At 58.7% G+C, this 25,775-nt stretch carries 24 protein-coding genes; 9 read left to right on the plus strand and 15 right to left on the minus strand.

Annotated elements, in window-relative coordinates:
• Positions 1-8: 8 nt before the first annotated feature.
• Together BMH52_RS17630 and BMH52_RS17635 are read right to left on the minus strand one after the other, a co-directional pair.
• A complete protein-coding gene (locus tag BMH52_RS17630) occupies positions 9-2,645 on the minus strand; it encodes a Tc toxin subunit A (protein ID WP_073844488.1) in 2,637 nt (878 codons plus the stop codon).
• 183 nt (positions 2,646-2,828) lie between these two features.
• Positions 2,829-3,305, minus strand: coding sequence for a hemerythrin domain-containing protein (locus BMH52_RS17635; protein WP_014718797.1), 477 nt, complete (start codon positions 3,303-3,305; stop codon positions 2,829-2,831).
• A gap of 298 nt (positions 3,306-3,603) precedes the next feature.
• Between BMH52_RS17635 and BMH52_RS17640 the strand changes: the two genes are divergently transcribed.
• Entirely contained in the window at positions 3,604-3,810 is a 207-nt protein-coding gene (locus BMH52_RS17640; RefSeq protein ID WP_003191730.1) for a hypothetical protein, read from the plus strand.
• Positions 3,811-3,870: 60 nt separating this feature from the next.
• Here the strand turns inward: BMH52_RS17640 and BMH52_RS17645 are convergent, their stop codons facing one another.
• Both BMH52_RS17645 and BMH52_RS17650 read right to left on the minus strand, forming a co-directional pair.
• The gene (locus BMH52_RS17645) at positions 3,871-4,431 is read right to left on the minus strand and encodes a type 1 glutamine amidotransferase domain-containing protein (RefSeq protein ID WP_014718796.1); all 561 of its coding nucleotides are present in this window, start codon (positions 4,429-4,431) and stop codon (positions 3,871-3,873) included.
• 30 nt (positions 4,432-4,461) lie between these two features.
• On the minus strand, positions 4,462-4,965 hold the full coding sequence (locus tag BMH52_RS17650) for a DUF4142 domain-containing protein (protein WP_020303039.1): 504 nt from the start codon (positions 4,963-4,965) through the stop codon (positions 4,462-4,464).
• A gap of 196 nt (positions 4,966-5,161) precedes the next feature.
• Here BMH52_RS17650 and BMH52_RS17655 point away from each other — a divergent pair, with 196 nt between their 5' ends.
• The 3 genes from BMH52_RS17655 to BMH52_RS17665 all read left to right on the plus strand — a co-directional run bounded on the left by BMH52_RS17655 (position 5,162) and on the right by BMH52_RS17665 (position 9,537).
• A complete protein-coding gene (locus BMH52_RS17655; protein ID WP_057977469.1) occupies positions 5,162-5,371 on the plus strand; it encodes a hypothetical protein in 210 nt (69 codons plus the stop codon).
• A gap of 176 nt (positions 5,372-5,547) precedes the next feature.
• Positions 5,548-6,342 (plus strand): class II aldolase/adducin family protein, encoded by a 795-nt coding sequence (locus BMH52_RS17660; protein ID WP_058410543.1) that lies wholly within the window; start codon positions 5,548-5,550, stop codon positions 6,340-6,342.
• A 198-nt stretch (positions 6,343-6,540) separates the two neighbouring features.
• Positions 6,541-9,537, plus strand: a complete 2,997-nt coding sequence (locus tag BMH52_RS17665) for an amino acid adenylation domain-containing protein (protein WP_073844490.1) — start codon at positions 6,541-6,543, stop codon at positions 9,535-9,537.
• Here BMH52_RS17665 and BMH52_RS17670 read toward each other — a convergent pair.
• Positions 9,517-10,362: a helix-turn-helix domain-containing protein gene (locus BMH52_RS17670; protein WP_038452182.1), complete on the minus strand. Its 846-nt coding sequence runs from the start codon at positions 10,360-10,362 to the stop codon at positions 9,517-9,519. The genes BMH52_RS17665 and BMH52_RS17670 overlap by 21 nt on opposite strands.
• 109 nt (positions 10,363-10,471) lie before the next feature.
• On the opposite strand from BMH52_RS17670, the gene BMH52_RS17675 reads away from it, so the two are divergent.
• The 3 genes from BMH52_RS17675 (at position 10,472) to glsB (ending at position 12,264) form a co-directional block, all read left to right on the plus strand.
• Complete coding sequence (locus tag BMH52_RS17675) at positions 10,472-10,882, plus strand: hypothetical protein (RefSeq protein WP_038450419.1); 411 nt, start codon at positions 10,472-10,474, stop codon at positions 10,880-10,882.
• 73 nt (positions 10,883-10,955) lie between these two features.
• Positions 10,956-11,300 (plus strand): hypothetical protein, encoded by a 345-nt coding sequence (locus BMH52_RS17680; protein ID WP_014718790.1) that lies wholly within the window; start codon positions 10,956-10,958, stop codon positions 11,298-11,300.
• A gap of 55 nt (positions 11,301-11,355) precedes the next feature.
• The gene (glsB, locus tag BMH52_RS17685) at positions 11,356-12,264 is read left to right on the plus strand and encodes a glutaminase B (RefSeq protein ID WP_014718789.1); all 909 of its coding nucleotides are present in this window, start codon (positions 11,356-11,358) and stop codon (positions 12,262-12,264) included.
• 103 nt (positions 12,265-12,367) lie between these two features.
• Here glsB and BMH52_RS17690 read toward each other — a convergent pair whose 3' ends face one another.
• The 7 genes from BMH52_RS17690 to BMH52_RS17720 all read right to left on the minus strand — a co-directional run bounded on the left by BMH52_RS17690 (position 12,368) and on the right by BMH52_RS17720 (position 18,130).
• Complete coding sequence (locus BMH52_RS17690; RefSeq protein ID WP_032900699.1) at positions 12,368-12,691, minus strand: hypothetical protein; 324 nt, start codon at positions 12,689-12,691, stop codon at positions 12,368-12,370.
• Positions 12,692-13,095: 404 nt separating this feature from the next.
• The gene (locus BMH52_RS17695; RefSeq protein ID WP_032900698.1) at positions 13,096-13,335 is read right to left on the minus strand and encodes a DUF6124 family protein; all 240 of its coding nucleotides are present in this window, start codon (positions 13,333-13,335) and stop codon (positions 13,096-13,098) included.
• Positions 13,336-13,779: 444 nt separating this feature from the next.
• Positions 13,780-14,547 (minus strand): methanethiol S-methyltransferase, encoded by a 768-nt coding sequence (gene mddA, locus BMH52_RS17700; RefSeq protein ID WP_073844492.1) that lies wholly within the window; start codon positions 14,545-14,547, stop codon positions 13,780-13,782.
• Between the two features lie 121 nt (positions 14,548-14,668).
• Complete coding sequence (locus BMH52_RS17705; RefSeq protein ID WP_034135756.1) at positions 14,669-15,937, minus strand: FAD-binding oxidoreductase; 1,269 nt, start codon at positions 15,935-15,937, stop codon at positions 14,669-14,671.
• Positions 15,934-16,686, minus strand: a complete 753-nt coding sequence (locus BMH52_RS17710) for an amino acid ABC transporter ATP-binding protein (RefSeq protein WP_003191712.1) — start codon at positions 16,684-16,686, stop codon at positions 15,934-15,936. The genes BMH52_RS17705 and BMH52_RS17710 overlap by 4 nt, the downstream gene beginning before the upstream one ends.
• Positions 16,683-17,351, minus strand: coding sequence for an amino acid ABC transporter permease (locus BMH52_RS17715; protein WP_003191710.1), 669 nt, complete (start codon positions 17,349-17,351; stop codon positions 16,683-16,685). The genes BMH52_RS17710 and BMH52_RS17715 overlap by 4 nt, the downstream gene beginning before the upstream one ends.
• A complete protein-coding gene (locus BMH52_RS17720; RefSeq protein ID WP_073844494.1) occupies positions 17,348-18,130 on the minus strand; it encodes an ABC transporter substrate-binding protein in 783 nt (260 codons plus the stop codon). The genes BMH52_RS17715 and BMH52_RS17720 overlap by 4 nt, the downstream gene beginning before the upstream one ends.
• Before the next feature lie 215 nt (positions 18,131-18,345).
• Between BMH52_RS17720 and BMH52_RS17725 the strand changes: the two genes are divergently transcribed.
• Positions 18,346-19,125: an IclR family transcriptional regulator gene (locus BMH52_RS17725; protein WP_003191707.1), complete on the plus strand. Its 780-nt coding sequence runs from the start codon at positions 18,346-18,348 to the stop codon at positions 19,123-19,125.
• 213 nt (positions 19,126-19,338) lie between these two features.
• On the opposite strand, the gene BMH52_RS17730 is transcribed toward BMH52_RS17725, so the two are convergent.
• Positions 19,339-20,583: a saccharopine dehydrogenase family protein gene (locus BMH52_RS17730; RefSeq protein WP_019817179.1), complete on the minus strand. Its 1,245-nt coding sequence runs from the start codon at positions 20,581-20,583 to the stop codon at positions 19,339-19,341.
• A gap of 28 nt (positions 20,584-20,611) precedes the next feature.
• On the minus strand, positions 20,612-21,709 hold the full coding sequence (locus BMH52_RS17735) for a carboxynorspermidine decarboxylase (protein ID WP_019817180.1): 1,098 nt from the start codon (positions 21,707-21,709) through the stop codon (positions 20,612-20,614).
• A 344-nt stretch (positions 21,710-22,053) separates the two neighbouring features.
• On the opposite strand from BMH52_RS17735, the gene metE reads away from it, so the two are divergent.
• Positions 22,054-24,342, plus strand: coding sequence for a 5-methyltetrahydropteroyltriglutamate--homocysteine S-methyltransferase (gene metE / locus BMH52_RS17740; protein WP_072434045.1), 2,289 nt, complete (start codon positions 22,054-22,056; stop codon positions 24,340-24,342).
• Between the two features lie 249 nt (positions 24,343-24,591).
• Here the strand turns inward: metE and BMH52_RS17745 are convergent, their stop codons facing one another.
• Positions 24,592-25,746, minus strand: coding sequence for a DUF1624 domain-containing protein (locus BMH52_RS17745; protein WP_038450415.1), 1,155 nt, complete (start codon positions 25,744-25,746; stop codon positions 24,592-24,594).
• Between the last annotated feature and the right edge of the window lie 29 nt (positions 25,747-25,775).

Below are 25,775 nucleotides of genomic sequence, written 5' to 3' on the forward strand. Positions count from 1 at the left end.
CAACGGGGTTAGGGGGCTGTGGCGATCAATGCCGAGCCAACGTGTTGCCAGTCTTCATTCATCAAGGTGGCATGCAGGTCGGCAGCCTTGAGCAAGGCGTTGGCGGAGAGGCCGGTGAGCCTGACGGCTTCATGGCAACGCAGGAGCCAGTCCAGGTCGGCCAGGGTCTTCACCTGTTTGGCAGGCAGGGATTCAACGAGCAGGTTGATTTCATCGACATCCCACTTGAGCAATGCGGCCAGTTGCGAAGTGCAAGCCCCATCGTGAGATACGGCGGAGCCTTCAACGGAGGATGAATTGGCGCGCTGCAAATAAGCGAGCACGCTGTCCTGGGCCAGTCCGTAGGTGCTGAGGCAATGGGCAAAGCGTTGCAGCAGGTACAGCGTGCTCAGCGTCAGCTTGAGCAGCGAGGCCGCGGTGTGGTCCGGGCTCAGCCAGTGCGGATGGAGCACAAAGGCCTGCAAGGCCTCACGGCTCACTGCCAGCCCCAAGGACACTTCGGCATCCGGTAGGCTCAGCAGTACATTTTTGTGCAGCTCCGTGGTGGATTCGGCAGTGGCGGTTCGGGCAATTTGTCGAACCACGAGTTTGCGCCATTGCAGGTACGCGGCGGTGTCACCGGCAAGGTGTGAGGGGGCGTTGAGCAGCGTGTCGATGTTTGCTTTAAGCGGCTGCATTTGTTGGTAGAACGCGCCGAGCTTCTTGGTCACTGCCTGTTTGGCATCGCTGTGCAGAGCCGTGTTGCGTTCTGGGTTGAGGCTCAGCGTCTGGGCTTCGATAAGCTGTACCAGCCCATTGGGCAATTCTTTGGGCGGCGCGGGCTTGAGCAGCGGTTGGCTGTGCAGCAGCCCTTGTACGATGAGGGCATGCCAGGCAATGGGCGCCGCTTTGGTGTCAGGCTCGGGCTGGGGCAATGACAGGTCAGCGAGGTCTTCTTGCGCCAACAGGCCATGCTGAGTCAGTTCGACCACCTCATCGAGTTGGGTGATGTACGTCTGCACGTGGGGCGGTGGGGATTGGGCATCCAATAGCAGTTGACGACGAAGCTGATCAACCGTTTGACCCGTGTCGTTGAGCCAGCGGACCAGCCAGTCCATTTGCATCAGCACATCGAGCAGGTCGGCAGGGGCATTGACGCCCGAGCGACGCAGGCTCGGGTTGACCAGTTGGGTGGTGTAATCCTTACCGCCCAGCAGCGCCGCCATATGGTAGCTGTCGAGCACTGACAGCCCGAACATCCGCGCGATCCGGGTTTGGCGATACAGCGCGCTATAAAACGTCAGCGTCGGGCAAGCAGCGGGTAGATGCAGGCGGGCCTGCTTGATCAGCCAGTGCAACGAGGCCGGGGTGTCGCTCAGGTGCAGGCCGGTGCAGAGCTGGTGGCGCAGGGTTGTCGGGATTTCCTCCCTCAACGCCAGGGTCGGCCTGTCCAGCGTCAATGCCTGGCCTGGCAACGGGCCGGGGTTGAACAACTGGTCGTACAGCGACAGGCGAGTACCGGGTGCCCACACCGGTATTTCATCCAGCACGGCGGCAAAGGCTTGCAATGACAGGCTGTAGCGGCGTTCCAGATAGCGATAGACGCCCAGTGCGCGCAGGGTATTGTCGTTGGCGGGCCGCGCCGGGTCGCCCTCGTGTTCACGCCGCACGACGCTCGTTGACAGGGCGTCGAGTGCGTCGAAGGGCAATTGCGTCCAGCGTTGCAGGCGGATCATTCGGTGCAGGCGCTGGTAACGTTCCCATGAGGTATTGCGCAGGCGCGCAGCACCCTTGTCCTGTGTAGTGATCGACAGGGGCGACTGGGTCGCGCCAGCCTCGGTGATCGGCCCGTTCACGTACGCGGCACCGTCGTGCAGGCGCAGCTTGGCCGGCGGCGTTGGCAGGGCGCTTGCCAGAACATTGCTCGACAGCACCGGCACATACTTGCCGCAGGCCAGTAGCGCTTCGGTCTGATCGGCGGTGAGTCCGGTTTTTTGCAACCAGTGGGGCAACTCCTCAAGGGGCTGCTGCTGGGTGCCATAGTGCTGGGTAAAAAAATCCTCTGCCTGTACGTCTCCTGATCTTTTTAAAAAAGGCTCGGTCAATAACACCTGCTGGGCAGGGCTCAGCCCGGACAGCAAACGTTGCGCTTCATAGGCCTCGTGCCTGACCACGCCGTAAGTGTTTTGCGCGCGCTGGCTGGTGGGCAGCTTGAGGCTGATGCGGTAACTGAGTTCGCCCAATTGTGGCTTGTTGCCGGACAAACCGAGCCAACACTGCCGATGCGCACGTTCGAACGGCAGCACGAAGGGGAAACGTTGCTTGCCGAGCACCTCATCAAGTGAGCGACCGCGGTATTCACGAGGGGTTTTTTTGAGGTGAGCGTCAATCTGGCGGGACAGGGTTTCGTTGATCATCGAGAGTTGAGGAATCACAGCGCTGAGGCTGCGTTCGTCCAGGGGCAGCGTCTTGAGTTCGGGGCGTCGCTGGTCGAGGGTGACCTTGGGCTGTTTGCCTTTACCGCTTTTTTCCAGCGCTTGGGCAAATAGGTATAACGCCTTCAGGTAGGCGATCGGGGAGTCGATTGCCGCCATGGAAGAGGCCGAACACAGCAGGTGCCAGTCCTCTTTGAACAGGTGGGTATAGGTGGGGGAGTGCGTGTCCATTGTGATGAATCTCCTGAAAGCCCCCGGCCACTGCCAAGGGCAATGGCACGCTAGCATGGGGCGCCAGGCCGGCTCGGTCGGCCGGATCGCTGAGTGAGCGAGGAGAAATCATCGGTGCAAATCGATAGCGCGACAGGGCCTGTGGGTCACTGTCGCGCGAACTTTGCTGCGAGGAGGTAGCCGTTACGCGGCCAGCGGTTTTTTCACCATGGCTTTTTTGTGCGCGGCCTTCATCGCTTCCATCTCGGCCCCCAGCTCTTCGAGCAGCGCTTTACCCAGCAGTTTCTTGGCCTGGGGGAACATCTCGGTTTCTTCTTCTTCGATATGGTGCTCAAGCAGCTCCTTGACCACTTTGACGCGACCGGAAAACTCGGTGGAAGATGGGTCGGTCTTTTTCAAGTCCGGCAGGACCAGCGAGTCGACGGTACGGTGCTCTTCCTTGGCTTCGTGGTACATGATGTCCTGTTCCTTGCCACCCGCTTTCCTGAACGCGGGGTAGAGGATTTCTTCTTCAAGTTGGGTGTGCAGGGTGACTTCCATTTCAAGTTTGGCCAGCAACTCGGTGCGCTTTTTCACCCCGCGTTCAGTGGATTCGCTCAACTGGGTCAGCAGGGTCTTGACGCGTTCATGGTCGGCTTTGAGCAGGTCGATGGCATTCATAGGTAACCTCACGGGGGTGTGCGGGCGTGTCGAAGTGCACGCCTCGTGGTGAGGGAGGTTGCATCAGGCGTACCAACTTTTATGGTTATAAATCATATTTAAAATCAGATGGTTATATTTTCATGTGCGCTTGTCGGTCGTGCAGCTTGCATGGTCGGGCCGCGTTGAGGTTGCACAACGCACAGCCGGTTGCTGACACTCCAGCGCAACGGGGGGCCATAAAGTGGGGCCAGGAAAATTCTAATGGAACCCTTGGGGCATCTGCTTGACCTAACGCTTAGACTTCAGGAGGTGAATCATGCAAATTGAATATATCTGGATCGTATTGGCGGTGGTTCTGCTGCTCTTGGAACTCTGGGCGATCAATATAGTGTTGCGCAGCACTGGCGGATGGGAGACCAAGGGGTTGTGGGTTGTGGTGCTGGTGTTCGTGCCGCTGCTGGGGTTGATTGCGTGGGCAATGTTCGGACCCAAGCGTGAAATGGCGCAGCAGCGTAAAAGCTGAAGCGGTGAGTGATAAAAAACAGGCGCCCATGGGGCGCCTGTTTTCATTGCGCTAAGCCGATCAGCCGCCGATGGCCTTGGCAATCGCCTGATTGAACGCCGGTAGGTCGTCCGGCGTGCGCGAGGTGATCAAGGTCCAGCCATTGGCCTGGCACTCTTTAACCTCCGCATCCACTACGCTGGCCGCGCCGGCGTTTTCAAGGTCGATGCGCACGCTTTTATAGGCGGTCAGGGTTTTGCCCTTGACCACGCCAGCGTCGATCAGGGTCCATGGCCCGTGACAGATCGCCGCGATGGTCTTGCCGGCCTGCACGAACTCATTGATCAGGCGCAGTGCGGCAGTATCCTGGCGCAGCGTATCGGCATTCACTGTGCCGCCCGGGATGACCAGCGCATCGAAGTCGGCGCTGACAACATCCGACAGTTGCACGTCTGATTCCACGGTCTGGTCCTTTTCCGTGTCGCCGACAAATGTCTGGGTAGTGCCGCCTTTGCTGGAGGCGTGCGTCACGGTCGCGCCGTAGCCACGCAGCGTTTCCAGAGGCTTGAGCAACTCGTCGCGCTCGATGCCGGTGTTGGAGGTGATGACGAGGATGTGCTTGCCGTTGAGTTGCGAGCTCATGGTCGAGTGTCTCCTTGGGTCATGGATGGTTTAATGGGCGTATTTGGTTTGCAGTTCCTTGGCCATTTTCAGGTGGGCTTCAAGGGTGGGCAGGGTCTTGGTGGCGAAGGCTTTCAGCTCGGGATTGTCCGAGGAGGCCGCTTCTTTCTTGAACAGTTCGACGGTTTTTTCATGGGCCGCTACCTGGTTGTTGGCATAGGCCTTGTCGAAGGATTCATCGCGCATTTCCAGGATGGCTTTCTTCGCCTGGTCGGTGAGCGCGGCGTCATCGGGTACTTCGATATCGAGTTTTTTCGCCAGGGCCATCAGTTCCTGATTGGCCTTGGTGTGGTCTGTGACCATATGCTGGGCGAAGGTCTTTACGTCCGCCGAGCTGCTTTTTTCCAGGGCCAGCTTGCCCGCTTCCACCTCGGTGATACCGCCCTCGGCGGCGTTGTCGACAAAGTCGTTGGAGGTCGCCGCCATCGCGGTGGAAATCGAGCCTGCAATCAGCATGAAGGTAAGGCCCATCGGTTTCATCAGTCGAGTTTTCATGGTGTCTCTCCTTGGAAATGGCGGGATGCCGTTACCTGACTGTTGAATCGAGAGGTGGGTAAAAGGTTTAAATTTTTTTGCGCTTTTTTGCCCAGTGGTGAGGCGAGGCAATTGACTTGAACCAATCCGGATTCCCAGGGTTCTGCTGCATAGGGCCGCCATCTCAGGGGCCTGCCACTGCCAGGAGGATTGCACTGTGACTGATCGTAAAACCGCCGATAAAACCCCCGACCCCGTCAGCTCTGAAGATGCGCAAAAAGGTAATGCCCAGGCCACCAAAGGGCAGACGCTTGAACCTGCGAACCCCAAGACTGACACCATTGACAAAGTCGTGACGCCGACCTCGATCAAGGACATTGAACGGCAAACGGATGCAATCAACGAAAAGCTCAACAACGGGCGTTGAACCTGCTGAGTTGATTGGCGGCGAGGGAGCTTGCTCCCGTGGTGGCGAAAGCTGCCACTGCTGCTTTTTATAAATAAATATAATAATTAGCTTAGATTAAAATGTGCTTTTTATTATTTATGACCATCCCCTAGTCTTGCCTGGAAGTCCCCTAAGGCCATCCAGGAAGATTTGCCATGAGTAGCGTCACGCCGATTTCCAGTGTCTTGAGCAATGTGCGCCAGCGGGTCACACCGCAAGAGTGGGAGGTGCGGGTCAAGTTGGCCGCGGCCTACCGACTGGCGGCGTTGTACAAGTGGACCGATCATATCTACACGCATTTCTCAGCGCGGGTGCCAGGGCCCGAGGCGCATTTCCTGATCAATGCTTTCGGGCTGTTGTTCGACGAAATCAGCGCCTCCAACCTGGTCAAGGTCGATCTGGACGGCACCATCGTCGATGACCCAACGGGCCTGGGGATCAACTACGCCGGCTATGTGATCCACAGCGCCATCCACGGCGCACGCCATGATTTGCAAGCGGTGCTGCACACCCACACCCGCGACGGTATTGCGGTGTCGGCGCAGAAGCAGGGGTTGTTGCCGATCTCCCAGCACGCTATCGCATTCTCGGGGCGTGTGGCTTATCACGGTTACGAAGGGGTGGCGCTGGACCTGGACGAGCGTGAACGGCTGGTGGCGGATTTGGGCGACAAGAGCGTGATGATCCTGCGCAACCACGGCTTGTTGACGGGCGGCGTCAGCGTCGAGCATGCCTTCCAGCAACTACAAAGCCTGGAGCGGGCCTGCAACATCCAGATTGCGGCACAGGCAGCGGGGAATGCCGAGTTGATCTTCCCACCCGCAGAGGTGGTGGCCAAAGTCGAACAGCAGGCCAAGGTGTTCAGCAATGGCGAAGGCCCGGGCGTGGCGCGGCATTGGAATGCGCTGGTGCGCCAGCTTGAGCGTACCGATACCGACTACAAGAACTGAGTCGGATGTGGATTGTTCCCACCCGGAGCGTGGGAGCAATCACTGTAAGGTCGTGATGGGCCACCTTTGGTATCAGAGGCGCATCTCATATAGTAAAAATATATAAAAAACTGTCATTTCCTACAGTTATTCATCTCGGCCAATAAAGAAAAAATAGCCTCTCATTTTTTGGCGTACCCCGTAAAAGAGGTGCTTGAGATGCTGACGGACACGGTGCTGGATTTATTTGCAGATCGTCTCGCTCAGGACGCTACTGCTCTGGCAGTCGTGACCGAGACAGAATGTCTTACTTACGCAGAGCTGGATTACAGAAGCTCTAAAGTTGCGGCCTTTTTGCAGTCCCGCACTATCGGGCGGGGTGACTACGTGCTGGTGCAGGGCGAGCGCTCCATTGAGTTGATCGTTGCATTCCTGGGCGTCATCAAGCGCGGTGCGGCGTTTGTTCCGATGGACCGCCAACTGCCCTATAACCGTAAAGCCTATATCGCCAGGCAATGCGCGGCCTCAATCATCCTTTCCACTCAACGCCATGATGTCGAGCCCTTGCCGGCAACCGAAGTCATAACCGTCAGCGAGCTGCTGAACTCCAGTCAAGTGTTGAGTTATCAGCCTGTTGGTGTCCGAGGCGATGATGCGATTTATGTGATTTTTACCTCGGGCACTACGGGCGAGCCCAAAGGCGTAGTGATCGAACATCACAGCGTCGCGCAATTGATGATGCAGCACAATCGAGATTTGGGTGTGACGTCTTCCAGTCGTTGCAGTTTCATGGCCGCAGTGGGGTTTGATCTTTGCCAACTTGAGATCTGGTCCGCGCTGACGGCAGGGGCCTGTCTGTATGTTCCGGGTCAGGATGCGCTGCTCAATAGCGATGACTACTTGTCATTCTGTGTCGCGAAACAGATCACCCATGGCTTTGTACCCACGTTGAGAATTTATGACGTGCTGAACGCCAGGCAGCCGCAAGGATTAGCCTTGAGCTGTCTTTACACCTGCGGTGAAAAACTCCATCCCGTGGAAGTCGACCATCTGCCTTATCGTGTTTTTGACTGCTATGGCCCCACCGAAACCACTATTTACGTCACTCGTAATGAGGTTCAGAGCAAACGCTTACAAAGGCCTGCATCGATTGGTTATGCGATAGATCACTGCCGCATTCATATTCTGGATGAACACCTCAACGAGCTTGTAGCTGGCGAAGTGGGGGAACTTTGTATTGCCGGGCCGGGCCTTGCTCGGGGTTATTTGGGTGCGCCTGAATTGACTGCGCAGCGCTTTATTTATTCACCCACGCTCAAATGCCGGTTGTACCGCAGCGCAGACCAGGCCCGAGTGTTGGCGGATGGACGGATTCAGTTTCTGGGCCGCATGGATGGGCAAACAAAGATTCGTGGCTACCGTATCGAAACCGGTGAAATAGAGACGCGCCTGCTCAAAGAGCCGAGCATCAACAGCGCGGCGGTGGTGGTGCAAGACACCGGTACACAAGCGCAAAAACGCTTGGTTGCTTTTGTCGTACCGCGCAACAGGCAGGTGCATAGCGGGCGATTGGTTGCAGAGCTGCGACGTAGCCTTGCTATGGATTTGCCTGATTATATGGTGCCCGAGTTATTCCATCGCCTTGACAGGCTACCTGCCAATGCCAATGGCAAGATAGACAGGCCAGCTCTGTTGACTCTATTGCAGGCGATGCCGACCGTAGCGTTGGATATACAACGCTTTACGCCGGGCCCACAAGTTACGTTGGCGAGGGCGTGGTTTGAGGTGTTGGGTCACGCTGATTTTGGCCCCCAAGACAACTTTCTGAAGGTCGGTGGGCACTCCCTGGGCGTGGCAGGATTGGCGGAGAAATTGTCAGTACAGTTCAATATTCACGTGGCGGTGCGCGACATATATGAACATCTGCTATTTGAGGATCTAGCGGCCACATTACACCGACGCACTCAGTCTTTACATGGAGAAAAAGGGGCCGAGCGTGTGCACGCTTTCGAAGCCGATGCGGCGCTCCCGCTGGACATGTGTTTCGCGCCAGGCTTCGAGTCGATGCAATTGAAGAGTCCCGAGCATACCTTACTGACTGGCGCGACCGGGTTTGTCGGTATTCATCTCTTGCACCAACTATTGGCCACCTCAATCGCCCATATTCATTGCCCGATTCGTTGTGACAATACGCCGGCTGGGCTGGTGAGGCTGCAGCAAGTCAGCGAGCGTTACCAAGTGCCCATCAGCGAAAGCGATTGGAAGCGCATTCACGTGTACGTAAGTGACTTGGCGGATGAGCAATTAGGTTTAGGGAAAGAAATGTTCACCCATTTGGCGCGCTGCGTGGATGTGGTCTATCACTCGGCAAGCGCAGTGAATTTCATCATGCCTTACAGCTATATGAGGCGAGATAACGTAGAGGGCCTCAAGCAAATCCTCCATTTTTGCGGTGCGCAAAAGACAAAGGCATTGATGCTGATGTCGACCATCTCAATCTATAGCTGGGGCCATCGTTTCACCCATAAGAGCCATGTGTACGAACAGGATGATATCGACGAAAACTTACCGGCTATTCGCGATGACCTGGGTTATGTACAGAGTAAGTGGGTGATGGAAAAACTCGCAGATCTGGCCGCGTCCCGAGGTCTGCCGTTAATGACCTTTCGGTTGGGTTATGCCACCTGTCATAGCGTGACTGGCGAGTGTGCTCACTACCAATGGTGGGGGCGCTTTATCCGCACCTGCCTGGCGTATGGCGCGGTACCCGATCTGGAGCGTATGCGGGAAGGCTTGACCACTGTGGATTTCATGGTTGAGGCGGTGGCCCATATTTCCCGCGACCCCCAAGCGCTGGGGTTGAAGTTTAACCTGTGCCAACCAGAATCCACCAATCTGGACCTCAAAGCATTTTGTGAGCGGGTGGGCGAGCATTATGGCCGAACGCTTTCGGTTGTCCCGTATAAAAATTGGCTCGCATTGTGGGAACACAACCCCGAAGCATTACTTTACCCATTGCTTGGAATGTTCAAAGACCCGATGCACGCAGATCAGTCCATCCTTGAGCTTTACCAAGAAAATTATTCCTGGGATCGCAGCAACACCGTGCGGTTTCTTGAGGGTAGTGGTATTCGCGAGGCCCAATTCTCTGGCGAAGTATTGGCGCGTTATCTCGACAAGTTAGATCCAAACAGCTCACGTCAAGGCGATAGTTGACGCGTTGCTGTGCGGCCCGACGGTACTGGCACGGTCCGCCAGGTAACGCGCCGGCGGTTGGCCCATGGCCTTGCGGAACATGGTGATAAACCCGCTGGCATTTTCATAACCCAGGTCCAGCGCCACGCTCTGCACACTTTCGCCGTTGGCCAGGCGCTGCAGTGAAAGGATTACATGCAACTGCCGGCGCCAGCGACCGAAGCTCAGGCCGATCTCTTCCAACAACAGGCGGGTCATGCTGCGTTCGCTCATGCCGATGCGCACGGCCCATTCGCCCAGGGTGGATTTATCGCCGGGGTTGGCCAATAAGCTGTTGGCCAGCCGATGCAAGCGGGGGTCTTGGGGCATCGGCAAATGCAGGGCTTCGATGGGGGCCTGGGCCAGCTCGTCGAGTAACGTCGCCACCAGGCGGCCCTGGGCGCCGTCTTCGTCGTAGAGCTGCGGGAAGCTGACCGCCTTGCCGATCAATTCGTGCAGCAATGGCGACACCGACAGCGTGCAACATTGCCGGGGCAGGGCGCTGGCGGCGTTCGGGTTGATCAACAGGCAGTACACATCCGCTTCGCCGGCACCGCGTGCCGCGTGGGTTACTCCGCCGGGAATCCACAACGCGCATTGCGGCGGCACGATCCAGATACCCGCCTCGATCACACAATGCACCACGCCGCGCAAGGTGTAGATCAATTGCCCGTGTTGATGGTGGTGAGGGGTATGTTCCCAGCGTTCGGACGTACTCGAGGCGCCCACTGCAACAATCGAGCGAGGGATCGCGGCGGCGTCGCGGACCCGGCAGGGGTCGTACTGGTCGAGGCGGTGATGAACCATGGTGAGAACTGCCTTGGCTGGATTGCGAAACATTCTGGCTATTCTGTGCAATGCTGTCCAGCGCCACGCGCCCTATGATGAGAATCAATCTCATCAAAGGAGCTTTGCCATGCGACTCGACAGTTCAACTTTCCCGGTGGTGAAAATCTTTTTCGACGCGCCTAGCGAAGGTGCGCCGGAAGACGCCTTCCTGACCTTCGAACGTCTGCTGGCCCGTGAGCAGCCCTTCTTGCTGCTGCACGAAAAAGCCGTGGATGAGAACAATCACGAACACGCCCACGAAGAGCGCAAGCGCGCGTCTATCTGGATGAAGAAAAACAAGGCTGCCTTGCGTGCCTACGTCAAAGGCATGATCCAAGTGGAGCCCAGCGCTGCCAAGCGCCTGGCCCTCAAGCCCTTTGCCGTGACGTTCGGCAAGGCCTGGGGTTACCCGCTGCTGGTGGTGGAGTCCAAGGATCGCGCCTGGGCGTTGGCCCAGGATGTGCTGGATACAGAAGTGTCGGATGTGGCGCATTTCTGAGCCTGGCCAAAGCTCGACAGCGTCCACAATTGAACTACCTTGATTGACGAGCCTTCCCACTCGGTATTCAAGCATGCGCACTTTATGGACGCGGTACCTGGCGTTGCTGGAAAACGACCTGAGCACGCAGATTTTCGACAATGTTAAAAATCTGTTGGTCTGCGCATTGTTGTTTGCGGCGGGGACCAACGCGCTGGTGGGACCGCGCGAGTTGCTGATCGGTATCTTCGCCTCCAGCGTCGCGGGCTGGGGCTTGATTGTGCTGTCGACGGTGCTGATGCTGTTGAACGTCAGCGACGGCATTCGCCGCCTGGCCAAATTGCGTTATCACTTGGCGTTGCAACTGTTGTTGATCCTGATCTACGTGGTGATTGCCGAGCGGGTGGTAGAGATTGTGTGGGTGTTGCGCGCCCATTGACGTATCCTCCGCGCCTCGTTTACCACTGATTCGAACAAAGATGACAGGACAAGCTATGCAGGCGCTGCTGGAGTCGATCCTCGACGAAGTGCGCCCCTTGATCGGCCTCGGCAAAGTCGCCGATTACATTCCCGCGCTGGCCGACGTGCCCGCCAACCAACTCGGCATCGCGGTATACGGCAACGACGGCACGGCCTACTGCGCTGGAGATGCAGACACGCTGTTTTCGGTGCAGAGCATTTCCAAGGTCTTCAGCCTGGTGCAGGCCATCGACCATGGCGGCGAATCCATCTGGGAACGCCTGGGCCACGAGCCCTCGGGGCAGCCGTTCAACTCCATGGTGCAGCTGGAATTCGAACGTGGCCGCCCGCGCAACCCTTTTATCAACGCTGGCGCGCTGGTGATCTGCGACATCAACCAGTCACGCTTCGCCGTGCCTATTCTGTCGATGCGCGACTTTGTACGGCGCCTGTCGGGCAACCCGCAGATCCTGGTCAATAGCGTTGTGGCCGAGTCGGAAGCCCAGCACGGTGCGCGCAATGCGGCCATGGCCTACCTAATGAAGTCTTTTGGCAACTTCCACAATGATGTGGACGCGGTGCTGCACAGCTACTTCAACTATTGCGCGTTGCAGATGAGCTGCCTGGACCTGGCCCGAGCATTCAGCTTTCTGGCCAATGAAGGCGTGAGTGCCCACAGTGGCGAGCAGGTGCTGACGGCGCGCCAGACCAAGCAGGTAAACTCGATCATGGCCACCAGCGGCTTGTACGACGAGGCGGGCAACTTTGCCTACCGCGTGGGCCTGCCGGGCAAGAGCGGGGTCGGCGGCGGGATCGTCGCGGTAGTGCCGGGGCAGTTTACGGTGTGCGTGTGGTCGCCGGAGTTGAACGCGGCGGGCAACTCGCTGGCGGGGATGAAGGCGTTGGAGTTGTTGAGTGAGCGGATTGGGTGGTCGGTTTTTTGAGATCATTCTCACGGGCATGGGGACGAGCATCAGACTGAAGTCGAATCGGCGCTCAAAACGCAGTGCACCAAACTTCATCTCGTTCAGTCTGGGTCGTCATAAATTAGGCGGTCTCTTTGTAGAATTCAGTTTCGATGTCCCCGGTACTGGACGTGCGTTTGGCTGTCCATTTCTCAAAAGAGGGGGATCCGTTAACGTAATCCGCTTCCCAGCGCCACGAACCGCCACTGGTTTCAAACCAGAGCACGGTCTCGTCTCGACCATCTCCGTAAAGGTGATAGTGGCCACTGACGGGCTCCGATATGCTGGTAAGCAAATAATGAAATTCTCCACTGAAGGAACCTGCTGACTCATCGAACTTTTTAATAGCCAGACGGAATACGTTACTGGATCCGCCGTCGTAGTTTCCGGATAGAGAGTAGGTCATGGGCATTTCCTGATAAGTAGCGAGAGAGTAAAGTCATACTGAGTGAAAGTTCTCTTACGAGAACCTGTAGGAAATGACAGTTTTTTATAACGTTACTTCATAAGAATCGCCTTCAGGCTCCCTTTACTGAATGCTTGCGTGGCATATTTCAGTATGTAGATGCCGCTATTCGGTCGGTCCCACGCTCTGCGTGGTAATGCATGCAGCGACGCTCGGCGTCACCTCGCACAGCCTGACGCAGAGCGCCCGGGCATGCAGAGCTTGGGAACGGTCACTGTAGGAGCGAGCTTGCTCGCGAAAAACGCCCAGGCTCTGCGGTCTTCCAGGTTGCCCGCGTCATCGTTGACGATCTTCGCGAGCAAGCTCGCTCCTACAGTGGGTAAGCGCGCGGCGCGAGCATCAGGTCAAGTGGCTGGATGGGTGTCATCCAGCGCCTTGTCCACGAGCAACTGCACACCTTCGAGCATGCGGCAGATGCCCAGCGCTACGTTGCGTTGGGTGCCGTCGATTTCAAAGGCGAGATGAGTAGCGATGTCACTGATGGAGGCTAGATCCTGGGAGGCGTTGATCAACAATGTTTCTGTGCCTAGCTCGGGGCGCACGGTGAAGAGCGTATCTGGGGGATTTGGGGTGTCTTTGATCACGGTGAAACTCCGTCGACAAGTGGAGCCGCCAGCGTTCGCGGTCAAGCGAAGAGGGTGGCAGCTGTACGCGGGTTGACCGACCGGTTGTCAACGAACCCGGCATACCCGAAGGTATCCCGCGCACAACTGCCGCGACACAATACCTCAGGCACAAAAAAACGCCTAAAGAGGTGCAGGGCGTAGCAGTTCGTTAACAAGGTCGGACGGTCAAATCCGGCCGCTGAATTGGCAGCGACGGCCCAGAGGTTAGTCAGTGAAGTTCTGAGCGACAACCTGAAACAGCTGTGGGAAATATCCTAACGCCGCAAATCCTCTGTGGGAGCTGGCTTGCCTGCGATAGCGGTTTTTCAGTGCCGGATGTGCTGGCTGACACAGCGCCATCGCAGGCAAGCCAGCTCCCACATTTTGATCTTTATTGTTCGTGGGAACGATCAGGACAGTGGGTTAGTGGCGGGGCCTGTTGAGACGCGGCACGATCATGCCTACCTCACGCTGATAACGCCGATACCGCTCACCAAACAGCGCCACCAAATCCCGTTCTTCGAAACGGGCGCCGATGAAGAGATACACCGACATCCCCAGCGCAAACAGCAGATGCCCCACAGTCATATGCGGCGTTGCCCAAAAGGCGATCAGGAAGCCCAGGTACAGCGGATGACGCACGACTTTGTAGAGCAGCGGCGTCTTGAATGTCAGGCCCGGCAGTGGGGCGTTGCGCCAGCGATCAATGGCCTGCTTAAGCCCGAACAACTCGAAGTGACTGATCAAGAAAGTTGCCAGCACCACGATGCCCCAGCCCAGCCAGAACAGGCCGGTTAGCAGTGCCTTGGCCCAGGCGGCGTCAACCTCCCAAACGGTGTGCCTAATGGGCCGCCATTGCCAGAACAGCAGCGCGAGCATCAGGCTGGAGAGCAGCACATAGGTGGAGCGCTCCACCGCTGCCGGGGCGAAGACTGCCAGCCAGCGCTTGAAGCGTTTACGCGCCATGGCGCTGTGCTGGACGCCAAACACAATAATCAGTGACGTATTGATCATGAGTGCCAGCGCCCAGTCGATGCGCGCGCCGGAGTCGATGTGTTTGGGTACGACCACAGCCCCCATGAAGCCCATCATGTAAAGCAAGGTGAATAAGAAAACCAGATAGCAGCAGGTGCTATAGACCAGGCCAGCCAAGCGTGCCGTGAAGTTGTTTGAAGAGGTCTGCCGTTTCATGGACGATTCCTTTCGCACATGGTGAATGGGTGAGCCAATCGAGGACTGGCTCGCTCAGACTAACGGCATTCAAGTAGGCGGTAACCTGTTGGAATTGACAGTTTCAAGAGCGATTGGCGATTTAACCGACGTTCAACCGATCCAACAAGCTATACCAGGCCACGCCCGCGCCAATGTAGAACCGCTGCAAGCGATGCAAGGGCAAGCGCTGCAACGGCGTTATCGGGTAGGCGAAGTCTGCCGTGCTGTCGCACAACCGCCCGGCTAATTGCTGGCCCAGGCTGGTACACAACGCGATCCCGCGCCCATTGCAACCCAACGCCAGGGTGAGCCCCGGCGCCGGTTCGTGGACATGGGGCATGAAGTCCCGCGTGATTGCGATGCGCCCGGCCCAGCGGTAGTCGAATTCCAATGGCCCCAGTTGCGGAAACAGCAGCGCCAGGGAGCGCTCCAGGTGGGCAAAGTCGGCCGGTCCGGTGGGGTCGTTGAACAGGCCGCGGCCGCCCATCAGCAGGCGCCCATACGCGTCTTTGCGAAAATACAGCAGCAAGCGTTGCGCGGTCGACACGGTTTCCTGGCCTGGCAAAATGCTTTCGGCTGCGCGGCCACTCAATGGCTTGGTGGCGACGATAAAACTGTTGGCCGCAAGGACGCTCTGGGCCATGCCGGGCCATAAGTGATCGCTGTAGCCATTGGTGGCCAGCACCACTTGATCTGCCGTGACCTGCGCACCGCCGGCTGTCTGCAGTTGCCAAGCCGAACCCTGGCGCTGCAGGCCTGTCACCGCGCTGTGGCCATGCACCCGTGCGCCGGCCGCCAACGCCGCTGCCACCAACCCGCGGGCATACGCCAAGGGTTGAATGGCCCCGGCACGGCCATCCAGCCAGCCGCCGGCAAACGCCGAGCTGCCCATGCGTGACGCCACCGCCGTGGCATCCAGGCGCTGAACTGGTACGCCGCGTCGGGCCCATTGTTCGGCCCGAGCATGCAGCCCGGCCACCGCCTTTTCACTGTACGACACCTGCATCCAGCCCTTGCGCACCGGCGCGCAATCGATGCCATGGCGTTCGATCAGCTTGAACACCAGGTCCGCCGAGTTCGACACCGTGGCGATCAACGGCTCGGCGCGTTCCGGCCCGTACTTCTGTACCAGCTGCTGCGGGTCATATTTGAGCGTGGGGTTGACTTGCCCACCGTTGCGCCCCGAGGCACCCCAGCCTGGCTCATGGGCCTCCAGCACACACACGCGCACGCCACGCTCTGCCAAGTGCAGCGCCGTCGATAAACCGGTATATCCGGCTCCGACAATCGCCACGTCGACCTTCACCGACTCGTTCAATGCCGGTGTTGGCACCACTGACGGCGCAGTCGCCGACCACAACGATTTCATGACAGGCTCCGCGTGTTGCCTGTGGGGTGCAGCACGCGCCGCAGGAAATCCTGGGTACGCGCATGCTGCGGGTTGCCCAGCACCTGTTCAGCGGGGCCGCTTTCGACGATGTAGCCGCCGTGCAGGAAGCACACGCGGTCGGCCACTTCGCGGGCAAAGCCCATTTCGTGGGTGACCACGATCATGGTCATGCCTTCATCGGCCAGGGTGCGCATTACCGCCAGCACATCGCCGACCAGTTCCGGGTCGAGGGCCGAGGTGGGTTCGTCGAATAGCATGGCGTCGGGTTTCATCGCCAGGGCGCGGGCGATGGCAACGCGTTGCTGCTGGCCGCCGGAAAGCTGTTCGGGGTAGGCGTCGGCCTTGGCGCTCAGGCCGACTTTTTCCAACAGCACCAGGGCTTCTTCGCGGACTTGGCGGGGCGATTCGCCTTTGACGTACACCGGGCCTTCCATTACGTTTTCCAGCACCGTGCGATGGGGGAACAGGTTGAAGCGCTGGAACACCATGCCCATGCGGCTGCGCAGAGCGTGTACGGTCTTGCTGCCACGTTGTACGGTTTCGCCGAACACGTTGATATGCCCGCCGTCGTAGGCTTCCAAGGCGTTGATGCAGCGCAGCAGGGTGGATTTTCCCGAGCCCGAGGGGCCGATCAGGCACACCACTTCGCCCTTGGCCACGTCGAGGTCGACGCCGTGCAGGACGTGGTGGTCACCGTAGTGTTTTTGCAGCTGGCGAATCTCGATCATGCTTTTTTCCTCCGGCCCAGGTACTGCTCCATGCGACGCAGGCCATACACCAGTGGCAGGCTCATCAACAGATAGAGCAGGGCGACCAGGGTGTAGACGGTCATGTTCTGGAAGGTCGATGAGGCGATCAGTTGGCCCTGGCGCGTCATCTCGGCGACGGTGATGGTCGACACCAGCGAGGAGTCCTTGAGCATCATCACCAGGGTGTTGCCGTAGGGCGGCAGGGCGATGCGAAACGCCTGGGGCAGGATCACCCGGCGCATCATCAGCCCCGTGCGCATCCCTAAGGCTTCGGCGGCTTCACGTTGCCCTTGTTCGACGGCGATGATGCCGGTGCGGAAGTTCTCCGCCTGGTACGCCGAGTAGGCGATGCCCATACCGATCACCCCGGCATAAAACGCCGTGAGATGGATACCCATGTCCGGCAGCACGAAGTAGATGTAGAACAGCTGCACGATAATCGGCAGCCCCCGGATGACGTTGATGATGGTGCTGGCGGTCCAGGACAGCGCGCGAATCGGCGACAGCTTGAGCAGCGCCAGCACCAGGCCGAGGGCGCTGCTGAGCAGGAACGACAGCACGGTGATCTGGATCGTCACCCAGGCGCCTTGCAGCAGGATCGGCAGGAAGTCCTGGGCGTTCTGCAGGAACTCAGCCAAGTTCATGGGCGCTCCTGGGCGTCCAGCCCCCATTTCTTGAGGATGTTGTCCAGCGTGCCGTCGGCCTTGATACTGGCGATGGCGGTGTTCAGGCGCTCAAGGGTTGCGGCATCGCCCTTGCGCACCACCAGGCACACTTCGCCGACGTTAGTGGGCTTGTAGTCAGGCGCCAGTTTCACGCCTTTGAACAGCTTTTGACGGATCTGGTAGGCCACCACCGGCTGGTCACCCACGGCGGCCTTGATGCGGCCCAGGGACAGGTCGCGAACCATCTCACCGATGGAGTCGTAGGTGCGGATCTCCTTGAAGATGCCCAGCTTGTTCAGTTGGTCGTAGAAGATTGTGCCGGCTTGCACGCCGACGACCTGGCCTTTGAGCGGCATAAGGTCAGGGTAGGCGGCATCGTCGTCGGCGCTGATGATCAGCCCTTCACCATAGGCGTAAACCGGTGCGCTGAAGTCGACCACTTGGGTACGCTCCGGGGTCTTGAGCATGCCGGCGGAAATAAAGTCCAGCTTGCCGGACGTCAGGGACGGGATCAGCGCGGCAAAGTTGGTCTGCTCGATCTGGCTGCTGAACCCGCCGGCCTTGCCGACGGCTTCGGCTACGTCGACCATCACGCCCTGGATGCTGTTGCTCTTGATATCCAGGAAGGTAAACGGCGAACCACTGGCGGTTGCACCGACTTTGTACGAGGACGCACTGCCTGCGTGCGCGACGCTGATGCAGAGCGTGGCGCACAGGCCGAAGGCAAGGCGGCGAAACAAGGGCGAAAGACTGTTCATCGGGTTACTCCAGACGGAAAACGGAAAGTCAGTACCGCAAGCGGCTGCCGATGAAATCGCAAGCTCTATGCCATTTCGAATCAGAAAAATCGTAAATGATGGTAGAAAGTTTTAAAAATGAACCTTTCGTATCGATATGCGATATTTAATGGTCATTAATCAGCTTTTAAGGTAGAAATATCACCACGCCTGAGCCACCTGCCCGCGAGTTCGCCATGTCCGAAGACCGCAACAGTTTGCACAACCAATCCCTGGAAAAAGGCCTGTCGGTGCTCAAGGCTTTTAGCGCACAGCGCCGTAGCATGAGCCTTGCAGAGGTGGCAGAGGCCGCCGGCATGACCAAAAGCTCGGCCCAGCGCATGGTGTTCACCCTCGAAAGCCTGGGTTACCTTCGGAAACACTCGCGCACACGCCATTACCAACTCACCCCTCGGGTATTGGAGCTGGGCTTCAGTTACCTGGATGCGCATTCGTTGATCGAAGTGGCCAACCCGTTCTTGTCCGAGTTGACCCGATTGACCGGCGAGACGTCGTGCCTTACCGAGCCGGCGGGCTACGACATGACGTACATCGCGCGCTTTGTTAGCGCAGGGTTCGTGCCGGTGCATATGCCGATTGGCTCACGGGTGCCGATGTACTGCACGGCGTCGGGGAGGGCGTATTTGAGTGCGTTGCCGCAGGAGGAGGCGTTGGCGTTGATCGAGAACAGCCAGCGAGTGGCGCATACCAGCCGCACGCTGACCGACGTCGAGGCGATCATGGCCTCCTTGGAGCAGGTGAGGGCGCAGGGCTATGCGGTGAACACTCAGGAACTGTTCCTCGGCGACATGACCATCGGCGCGCCGGTGCTGGGCGGCAATGGCCGGCCCGTGGCCGCAGTGCATGTGGTGGCGCCGACCAGCCGCTGGTGCCAGGCGGATGCCGAACGGCAACTGGCGCCGGCGCTGTTGCAGTGCTCAAGGGCGTTGAGTAATTCGGCGCGGAATCTGGAATGAACCGAAGCTCCGTTTGCGCTGCAGATTCAGTGTGGGAGCTGGCTTGCCTGCGAAAGCGTCAGTTCAGTGACAGATTAATTGACTGACACGCCGCCATCGCGGGCAAGCCAGCTCCCACATTTTGATCCTCATTGTTCTTCGCGCTGTAGGTGAGCCCACACAAAAAATGCGCCCCTGGGGGCGCATTCTTTTTGCTCGGTCAGCTATCGCCTATCAGGCCGTCGCATCCCAGGCCCGATCACCGTTCTCGTCTTTGATCCGAGTCGGCAAGCCCATCACATCCAGCGCCTTGAGGAACGGCTCAGCTGGCAGTTCCTCGACGTTGGCCATGTGCTTCACATCCCACTCGCCACGCGCCACCAGCAGTGCAGCGGCTACCGGTGGTACGCCTGCGGTGTAGGAGATGCCCTGGCTGTCAGTCTCGGCATAGGCCTCTTCATGATCAGCCACGTTGTAGATGAACATCTCACGCGGTTGGCCATCCTTGGTGCCTTTGACCAGGTCGCCGATGCAGGTCTTGCCGGTGTAGCCCGGGGCGAGCGAAGACGGGTCGGGCAGCACGGCCTTGACCACTTTCAACGGCACCACTTCCAGGCCTTCGGCGGTCTTGACCGGCTGTTCGGAGAGCAGGCCGAGGTTTTTCAGCACGGTGAACACGTTGATGTAGTGTTCGCCGAAGCTCATCCAGAAACGCACGTTGGGCACGTCGAGGTTTTTCGACAGCGAGTGCACTTCATCGTGGCCGGTGAGGTAGAGGTTCTGCGAGCCAACTACCGGCAGGTCGTCGGTGCGTTTGACTTCGAACATGGTGTTGCTGGTCCACTGGCTGTTCTGCCAGCTCCACACCTGCCCGGTAAATTCGCGGAAGTTGATTTCCGGATCGAAATTGGTGGCGAAGTATTTGCCATGGGAGCCGGCATTGACGTCGAGAATGTCGATCGAATCAATGCGGTCGAAATGCTGTTGCTGCGCCAGCGCGGCATACGCGTTGACGACACCTGGGTCGAAGCCCACGCCAAGGATGGCGGTGATGTTCTTCTGTTTGCATTCTTCCAGGTGGTTCCACTCGTAGTTGCCGTACCACGGCGGGGTCTCGCAGACCTTGCCCGGCTCTTCGTGGATGGCGGTATCGAGGTAAGCCACGCCCGTGTCGATGCAGGCACGCAGTACCGACATGTTGAGGAAGGCGGAGCCGACGTTGATGACGATCTGCGAATCGGTCTCGCGGATCAGGGCCTTGGTCGCTTCCACGTCCAGGGCGTTCAGCGCGAAGGCCTGGATATCGGCGGGAACCTTGAGGCTACCCTTGGCCTTGACGCTGTCGATGATGGCCTGGCATTTGGAGATGTTGCGCGACGCGATAGCAATACGACCGAGTTCGTCGTTGTGCTGCGCGCACTTGTGGGCCACCACCTTGGCGACACCTCCTGCACCAATGATAAGAACGTTCTTTTTCAATTGCTTTATCTCTCCTTTATCCGCCAGCTCAGGACAGGCTGGACAGGTAGTCGTCGTAACCAAATTCACGAACCACCTCGACTGTACCGTCGAGTTGTTTCACTACGATGGACGGCATTTTCAGGCCGTTGAACCAGTTTTTCTTGACCATGGTGTAGCCTGCGGTGTCGATGAACGACAGCCGATCGCCGATGGCCAGCGGACGATCAAATTGATACTCGCCGAAGATGTCCCCGGCCAGGCAGGATTTGCCGCACACCATGTAGGTGTGTTCACCTTCGCTCGGCGCCAGTTTGGCGTTGAGGCGGTAGATCAGCAGGTCCAGCAGGTGGGCTTCGATGGAGCTGTCGACCACGGCGAGATTCTTGCCGTTGTAGAGGGTGTCGAGCACGGTGACTTCCAGGGAGGCGCTGTTGGTGATCGCCGCTTCGCCGGGTTCCAGGTAGACCTGCACGCCGTACTTCTCGGAGAACGCTTTGAGCCGTGCGCAGAATGCATCCAGTGCATAGCCTTCACCGGTGAAATGGATGCCGCCGCCGAGGCTGACCCACTTGACCTTGTGCAGCAGCGCACCGAAGCGTTCTTCGATGGTGCCGAGCATCTTGTCGAACAGGCTGAAGTCGCCGTTCTCGCAGTTGTTGTGGAACATGAAGCCGGAGATCTGATCGATCACGCCATCGATCTTCACCGGGTCCCACTCGCCCAGGCGGCTGAACGGGCGCGCCGGGTCGGCCAGCAGGTAGTCAGAGCTGCTCACCTGCGGGTTCACACGCAGGCCGCGGATCTTGCCTTCGCTGCGTTCGGCAAAACGCTGCAGTTGGCTGATGGAGTTGAAGATGATTTTGTCGCAGTTCTCCAGCATCTCTTCGATTTCATCGTCGGCCCAGGCCACGCTGTAGGCGTGCGCTTCACCTTCGAACTTCTGGCGGCCGAGCTTGAGCTCATACAGCGACGACGAGGTGGTGCCGTCCATGTATTGCTGCATCAAGTCGAATACCGACCAGGTGGCAAAGCACTTGAGCGCCAGCAGAGCCTTGGCGCCGGACTGTTCGCGCACGTAGGCAATCTTCTGCATGTTGACCAGAAGCTTCTGTTTATCGATGAGGTAGTACGGCGTTTTGATCATTTTTGAGAGCCTGCGGCGGTGCCTGCCAAAAAAGGACACGCATTGTGCCCGCACTTGGAACAGATCGAAAGGTTAGCCGGCGGATTTTGCGCGCCACGTTAAGCATAGGGCGTAAGTATGACCGTTCATAAGAATCACCCCGCCCCCTGTGGGAGCGCTCGGGCCTCAGCGAGGCCGCGATGACGCCGGCTCTGGCACTACAAACACCCACAGTAGCGCCGCTAATATCATGCCCACCTAAACATGAGTGAATCTTGTGATGATCTAGAGCAAAATGAGTTTGTCTCAAGACATCCCTCTGCCGACAATGACCGCCATCAATTAGACCATCGGAGTTGTAAGTCATGGCAGTCGCTCATTCCCTCGGGTTTCCACGCATTGGACGCGATCGTGAACTGAAAAAAGCGCAGGAAGCGTTCTGGAAGGGTGAGCTCGACGAAGCCGGCCTGCGCGCCGTTGGCCGTGACTTGCGCAGCACCCACTGGGCGCTGCAACAGCAAGCCGGTATCGAACTGTTGCCGGTCGGTGATTTCGCCTGGTACGACCAGGTGCTGACCCATTCGTTGATGTTCGGTGTGGTCCCTGAGCGGTTCCGCCCGGTCGATGGCCAGGCCACGTTGCATACCTTGTTCGCCATGGCCCGTGGCGTCAGTGACAGCTGCTGCGGCGGTGCCCATGCCCAGGAGATGACTAAGTGGTTCGACACCAACTATCACTACCTGGTGCCGGAGTTCAGCGTCGATCAGCAATTCCACCTGGCGTGGGATCAACTCTTCGAAGAGGTCCAGGAAGCCCTCGACCTGGGGCACAGCGTCAAGCCCGTGGTGATCGGCCCGCTGACCTATTTGTGGCTGGGCAAGGCCAAGGGCGCTGACTTCGACAGGCTCGACCTGCTCGAGCGACTGCTGCCGCTGTATGGCCAGATATTCCAGCGCCTGGCCGAATTGGGCGTGGAATGGGTGCAGATCGATGAGCCAATCCTGGCGCTCGATCTGCCCCAGGACTGGAAGAACGCTTTTGAGCGCGCCTATAACCTGATCCAGCGCGACCCGCTGAAAAAATTGGTGGCCACTTACTTCGGCGGCCTGGAGGAAAACCTTGGCCTGGCTGCCAATCTTCCGGTGGATGGCCTGCATATCGACCTGGTGCGTGCACCGGACCAGTACCCGACCATCCTCGACCGCCTGCCAGCGTACAAGGTGCTGTCCCTGGGCGTGGTCAACGGCCGAAACGTGTGGCGTTGCGACCTGGAAAAAGCCCTGGCCACCTTGCAGCATGCCCATGAGAAGTTGGGCGATCGCCTGTGGGTCGCGCCGTCCTGCTCGCTGCTACACAGCCCGGTGGACCTGGAACGGGAAGACCAGTTGGATGCCGAATTGAAAAGCTGGCTGGCCTTCGCCGTGCAGAAGTGTGCGGAAGTGGCGCTACTGGCCAAGGCCGTTGATCAGCCCGAAGCCCCTGGTGTACTCACCGCCCTGGCTGAGAGCCGCGCGGTGCAGGCAGCTCGCGCCGCATCGTCACGCATTCACAAACCTGCCGTTCAAGCTCGTGTGGCCGCCATCACGGCGCAGGACAGCCAGCGCCAGTCGCCGTTTGCCCAGCGCATCGAAAAGCAACGGGCCGGCCTTAACCTGCCGCTGTTCCCGACCACCACCATCGGCTCGTTCCCACAGACCGCGTCGATCCGCCTAGCGCGCCAATCGTACAAGGCCGGCAAGTTGAACCACGCCGAATACGTCGAAGCCATGCACAGTGAGATCAAGCACGCTGTCGAGGTGCAGGAAAACCTCGGCCTGGACGTGTTGGTGCACGGTGAAGCCGAGCGTAACGACATGGTCGAGTACTTCGCCGAACAACTGGATGGCTACGTGTTTACCCGGTTCGGTTGGGTGCAGAGTTACGGTTCGCGTTGCGTGAAACCCGCAGTGATTGTCGGCGACCTGAGCCGCCCGAACGCCATGACCGTGGAGTGGATTCGCTATGCCCAAGGCCTTACCGACAAGGTGATGAAGGGCATGCTGACGGGCCCGGTGACCATGTTGATGTGGTCGTTCCCACGGGAAGACGTGAGCCGAGAAGTGCAAGCCCGGCAACTGGCCCTGGCGATTCGTGACGAAGTGGTCGATCTGGAAGCCGCCGGCATCAAGATCGTGCAGATCGACGAAGCGGCTTTTCGTGAGGGCTTGCCGTTGCGCCAGGCGCAGTGGCAACCCTACCTCGACTGGGCGACTGAAGTGTTTCGTTTGTGCGCGAGTGGCGTGGGCGATGAAACCCAGATCCACACTCACATGTGCTACAGCGAGTTCAACGATGTGATCGAGTCCATCGCCGCCATGGATGCCGACGTGATCACCATCGAAACCTCCCGCTCGGACATGGAGCTGCTCGACGCGTTCGAAGCCTTCGCCTACCCGAATGAGATCGGCCCGGGGGTCTACGACATCCACTCGCCGCGGGTGCCGGATGCCTCGGAAATGGCCAACTTGCTGCGCAAGGCCGCCAAGCGGATTCCGGCAGAGCGCTTATGGGTGAACCCCGATTGCGGCTTGAAGACGCGGGGCTGGCCGGAGACCGAGGCGGCGCTCATTCATATGGTCACCGCCGCTCGCCAACTGCGTGCTGAACTGGCCTGATTCCTGAGCCCGGGCGCGGTTAAAAACTGTGGGAGCGGGCTTGCTCGCGAATGCGGTCTTCCAGTCACCCCAGCAGTGGCTGGCACACCGTATTCGCGAGCAAGCCCGCTCCCACAGGGGATCTGTGGCAGGCGCTGATTATGTGGGCGATGCGTAACCAGTGTGGGAGCTGGCTTGCCTGCGAAAGCGGTGGTTCAGTTGAATATTTAGTAGCTGACACACCGCCCCGCACAATTTGCCTGCCTCAGGTCAGAGGTATTTGAGCCACGCCAGGTCCCGCCGCCGTGCTTTCAGGCCGGCGAACCAACGTACCGGCAAGTACAGGGCAATCGGCAACAGCAGCGCTGCCAACCACACCGCACCGATACCGTCGAAGCCAAAGTAATTGCCATGGTTGAGGCCAAACAGCGCAACGCAGGCCACATAGAGGATTTTCAGTACATAAAGGTGCAACAGATAAAAGAACATCGGCGCCGCGCCGAACACCGCCAGCACGCCGATCCAGCGCTTATGCCCCGCGCGTTCAAACGCCAGCAGCAACAGCAAGCCAATCCCCAGGGTCAACGCCAGAAACAACAGCGAAGGCGGATACTTGGTGATGTTGAAAAAGCTCATCAGCGTCAGCACGCTGCTGTCATACACCTGCCAAGGCTGCTCGCCATAGCCGTTGAGCGCGCGCAGCAACCCAAAGCCCACCAACGCGCCCACCCCCGCGACCCGTAAATAACGCTGGCGCACAGCCGGCAGCGTGGCATCGGCAAACCATGGTCCGAGGCCGTAACCCAGGGCAATCACACCGATCCATGGCAGCACCGGGTAGGTGGTGCGCAGGCGCAGGTTTTCAGAGACTTCAATCCAGTTGCGTTCATGCAAGATCGTCCACGGCACATGCAACATCGAGCCCGCTGCAACGTGCAACCCATCGAGCAGGTTGTGCCCGGCGATAATCACCAGCGCCAAGCCGATCAGCCAGGCACGCGGTAGCCAAACCAAAGCGGCGAGGGCGATCATGCTGATGCCGATGGCCCAGATCACTTGCATGTAGATCACGCTGGGTGGCAGTTGGAAGGTCCACGCGAAGTTGACCAGGGTGAATTCCAGCACCACCAGGAACAGCCCGCGCTTGAACAAGAATGCCGACACGTCGCGACGACCCTGATATTTCTGGCCGTACAGCCAAGCCGACAATCCGGTGAGCAGCACAAACACCGGCGCGCACAAGTGGGCCAGGGTGCGGCTGAAAAACAACGCAGGCTCGGTGCTGTCTATGCTCATGGGGTCGCTGACCTGGCGGTGCAGCAAGAAGGTTTCACGCACGTGGTCCAGCAACATAAACAGGATCACCAGGCCGCGCAGGGCGTCGATGGACAGCAGGCGTTTGCGTAAAGTCATAGCGTCAGTCATAAGTTAAGGATCACACGCAGGCAAAATAT

This window comes from Pseudomonas sp. BTN1 (genome assembly GCF_001907715.1).
Classification (GTDB): Bacteria; Pseudomonadota; Gammaproteobacteria; order Pseudomonadales; family Pseudomonadaceae; genus Aquipseudomonas; species Aquipseudomonas paracarnis.

Coding starts and splice junctions, on each gene's coding strand:
- BMH52_RS17735 (WP_019817180.1), bottom strand. CDS start 21,709: ATGATCAAAACGCCGTACTACCTCATCGATAAACAGAAGCTTCTGGTC.
- BMH52_RS17670 (WP_038452182.1), bottom strand. CDS start 10,362: ATGGTTCATCACCGCCTCGACCAGTACGACCCCTGCCGGGTCCGCGAC.
- BMH52_RS17680 (WP_014718790.1), top strand. CDS start 10,956: ATGCGCACTTTATGGACGCGGTACCTGGCGTTGCTGGAAAACGACCTG.
- BMH52_RS17640 (WP_003191730.1), top strand. CDS start 3,604: ATGCAAATTGAATATATCTGGATCGTATTGGCGGTGGTTCTGCTGCTC.
- BMH52_RS17635 (WP_014718797.1), bottom strand. CDS start 3,305: ATGAATGCCATCGACCTGCTCAAAGCCGACCATGAACGCGTCAAGACC.
- BMH52_RS17630 (WP_073844488.1), bottom strand. CDS start 2,645: ATGGACACGCACTCCCCCACCTATACCCACCTGTTCAAAGAGGACTGG.
- BMH52_RS17690 (WP_032900699.1), bottom strand. CDS start 12,691: ATGACCTACTCTCTATCCGGAAACTACGACGGCGGATCCAGTAACGTA.
- BMH52_RS17705 (WP_034135756.1), bottom strand. CDS start 15,937: ATGAAATCGTTGTGGTCGGCGACTGCGCCGTCAGTGGTGCCAACACCG.
- BMH52_RS17725 (WP_003191707.1), top strand. CDS start 18,346: ATGTCCGAAGACCGCAACAGTTTGCACAACCAATCCCTGGAAAAAGGC.
- metE (WP_072434045.1), top strand. CDS start 22,054: ATGGCAGTCGCTCATTCCCTCGGGTTTCCACGCATTGGACGCGATCGT.
- BMH52_RS17645 (WP_014718796.1), bottom strand. CDS start 4,431: ATGAGCTCGCAACTCAACGGCAAGCACATCCTCGTCATCACCTCCAAC.
- BMH52_RS17715 (WP_003191710.1), bottom strand. CDS start 17,351: ATGAACTTGGCTGAGTTCCTGCAGAACGCCCAGGACTTCCTGCCGATC.
- glsB (WP_014718789.1), top strand. CDS start 11,356: ATGCAGGCGCTGCTGGAGTCGATCCTCGACGAAGTGCGCCCCTTGATC.
- BMH52_RS17665 (WP_073844490.1), top strand. CDS start 6,541: ATGCTGACGGACACGGTGCTGGATTTATTTGCAGATCGTCTCGCTCAG.
- BMH52_RS17675 (WP_038450419.1), top strand. CDS start 10,472: ATGCGACTCGACAGTTCAACTTTCCCGGTGGTGAAAATCTTTTTCGAC.
- mddA (WP_073844492.1), bottom strand. CDS start 14,547: ATGAAACGGCAGACCTCTTCAAACAACTTCACGGCACGCTTGGCTGGC.
- BMH52_RS17745 (WP_038450415.1), bottom strand. CDS start 25,746: ATGACTGACGCTATGACTTTACGCAAACGCCTGCTGTCCATCGACGCC.
- BMH52_RS17720 (WP_073844494.1), bottom strand. CDS start 18,130: ATGAACAGTCTTTCGCCCTTGTTTCGCCGCCTTGCCTTCGGCCTGTGC.
- BMH52_RS17650 (WP_020303039.1), bottom strand. CDS start 4,965: ATGAAAACTCGACTGATGAAACCGATGGGCCTTACCTTCATGCTGATT.
- BMH52_RS17660 (WP_058410543.1), top strand. CDS start 5,548: ATGAGTAGCGTCACGCCGATTTCCAGTGTCTTGAGCAATGTGCGCCAG.
- BMH52_RS17710 (WP_003191712.1), bottom strand. CDS start 16,686: ATGATCGAGATTCGCCAGCTGCAAAAACACTACGGTGACCACCACGTC.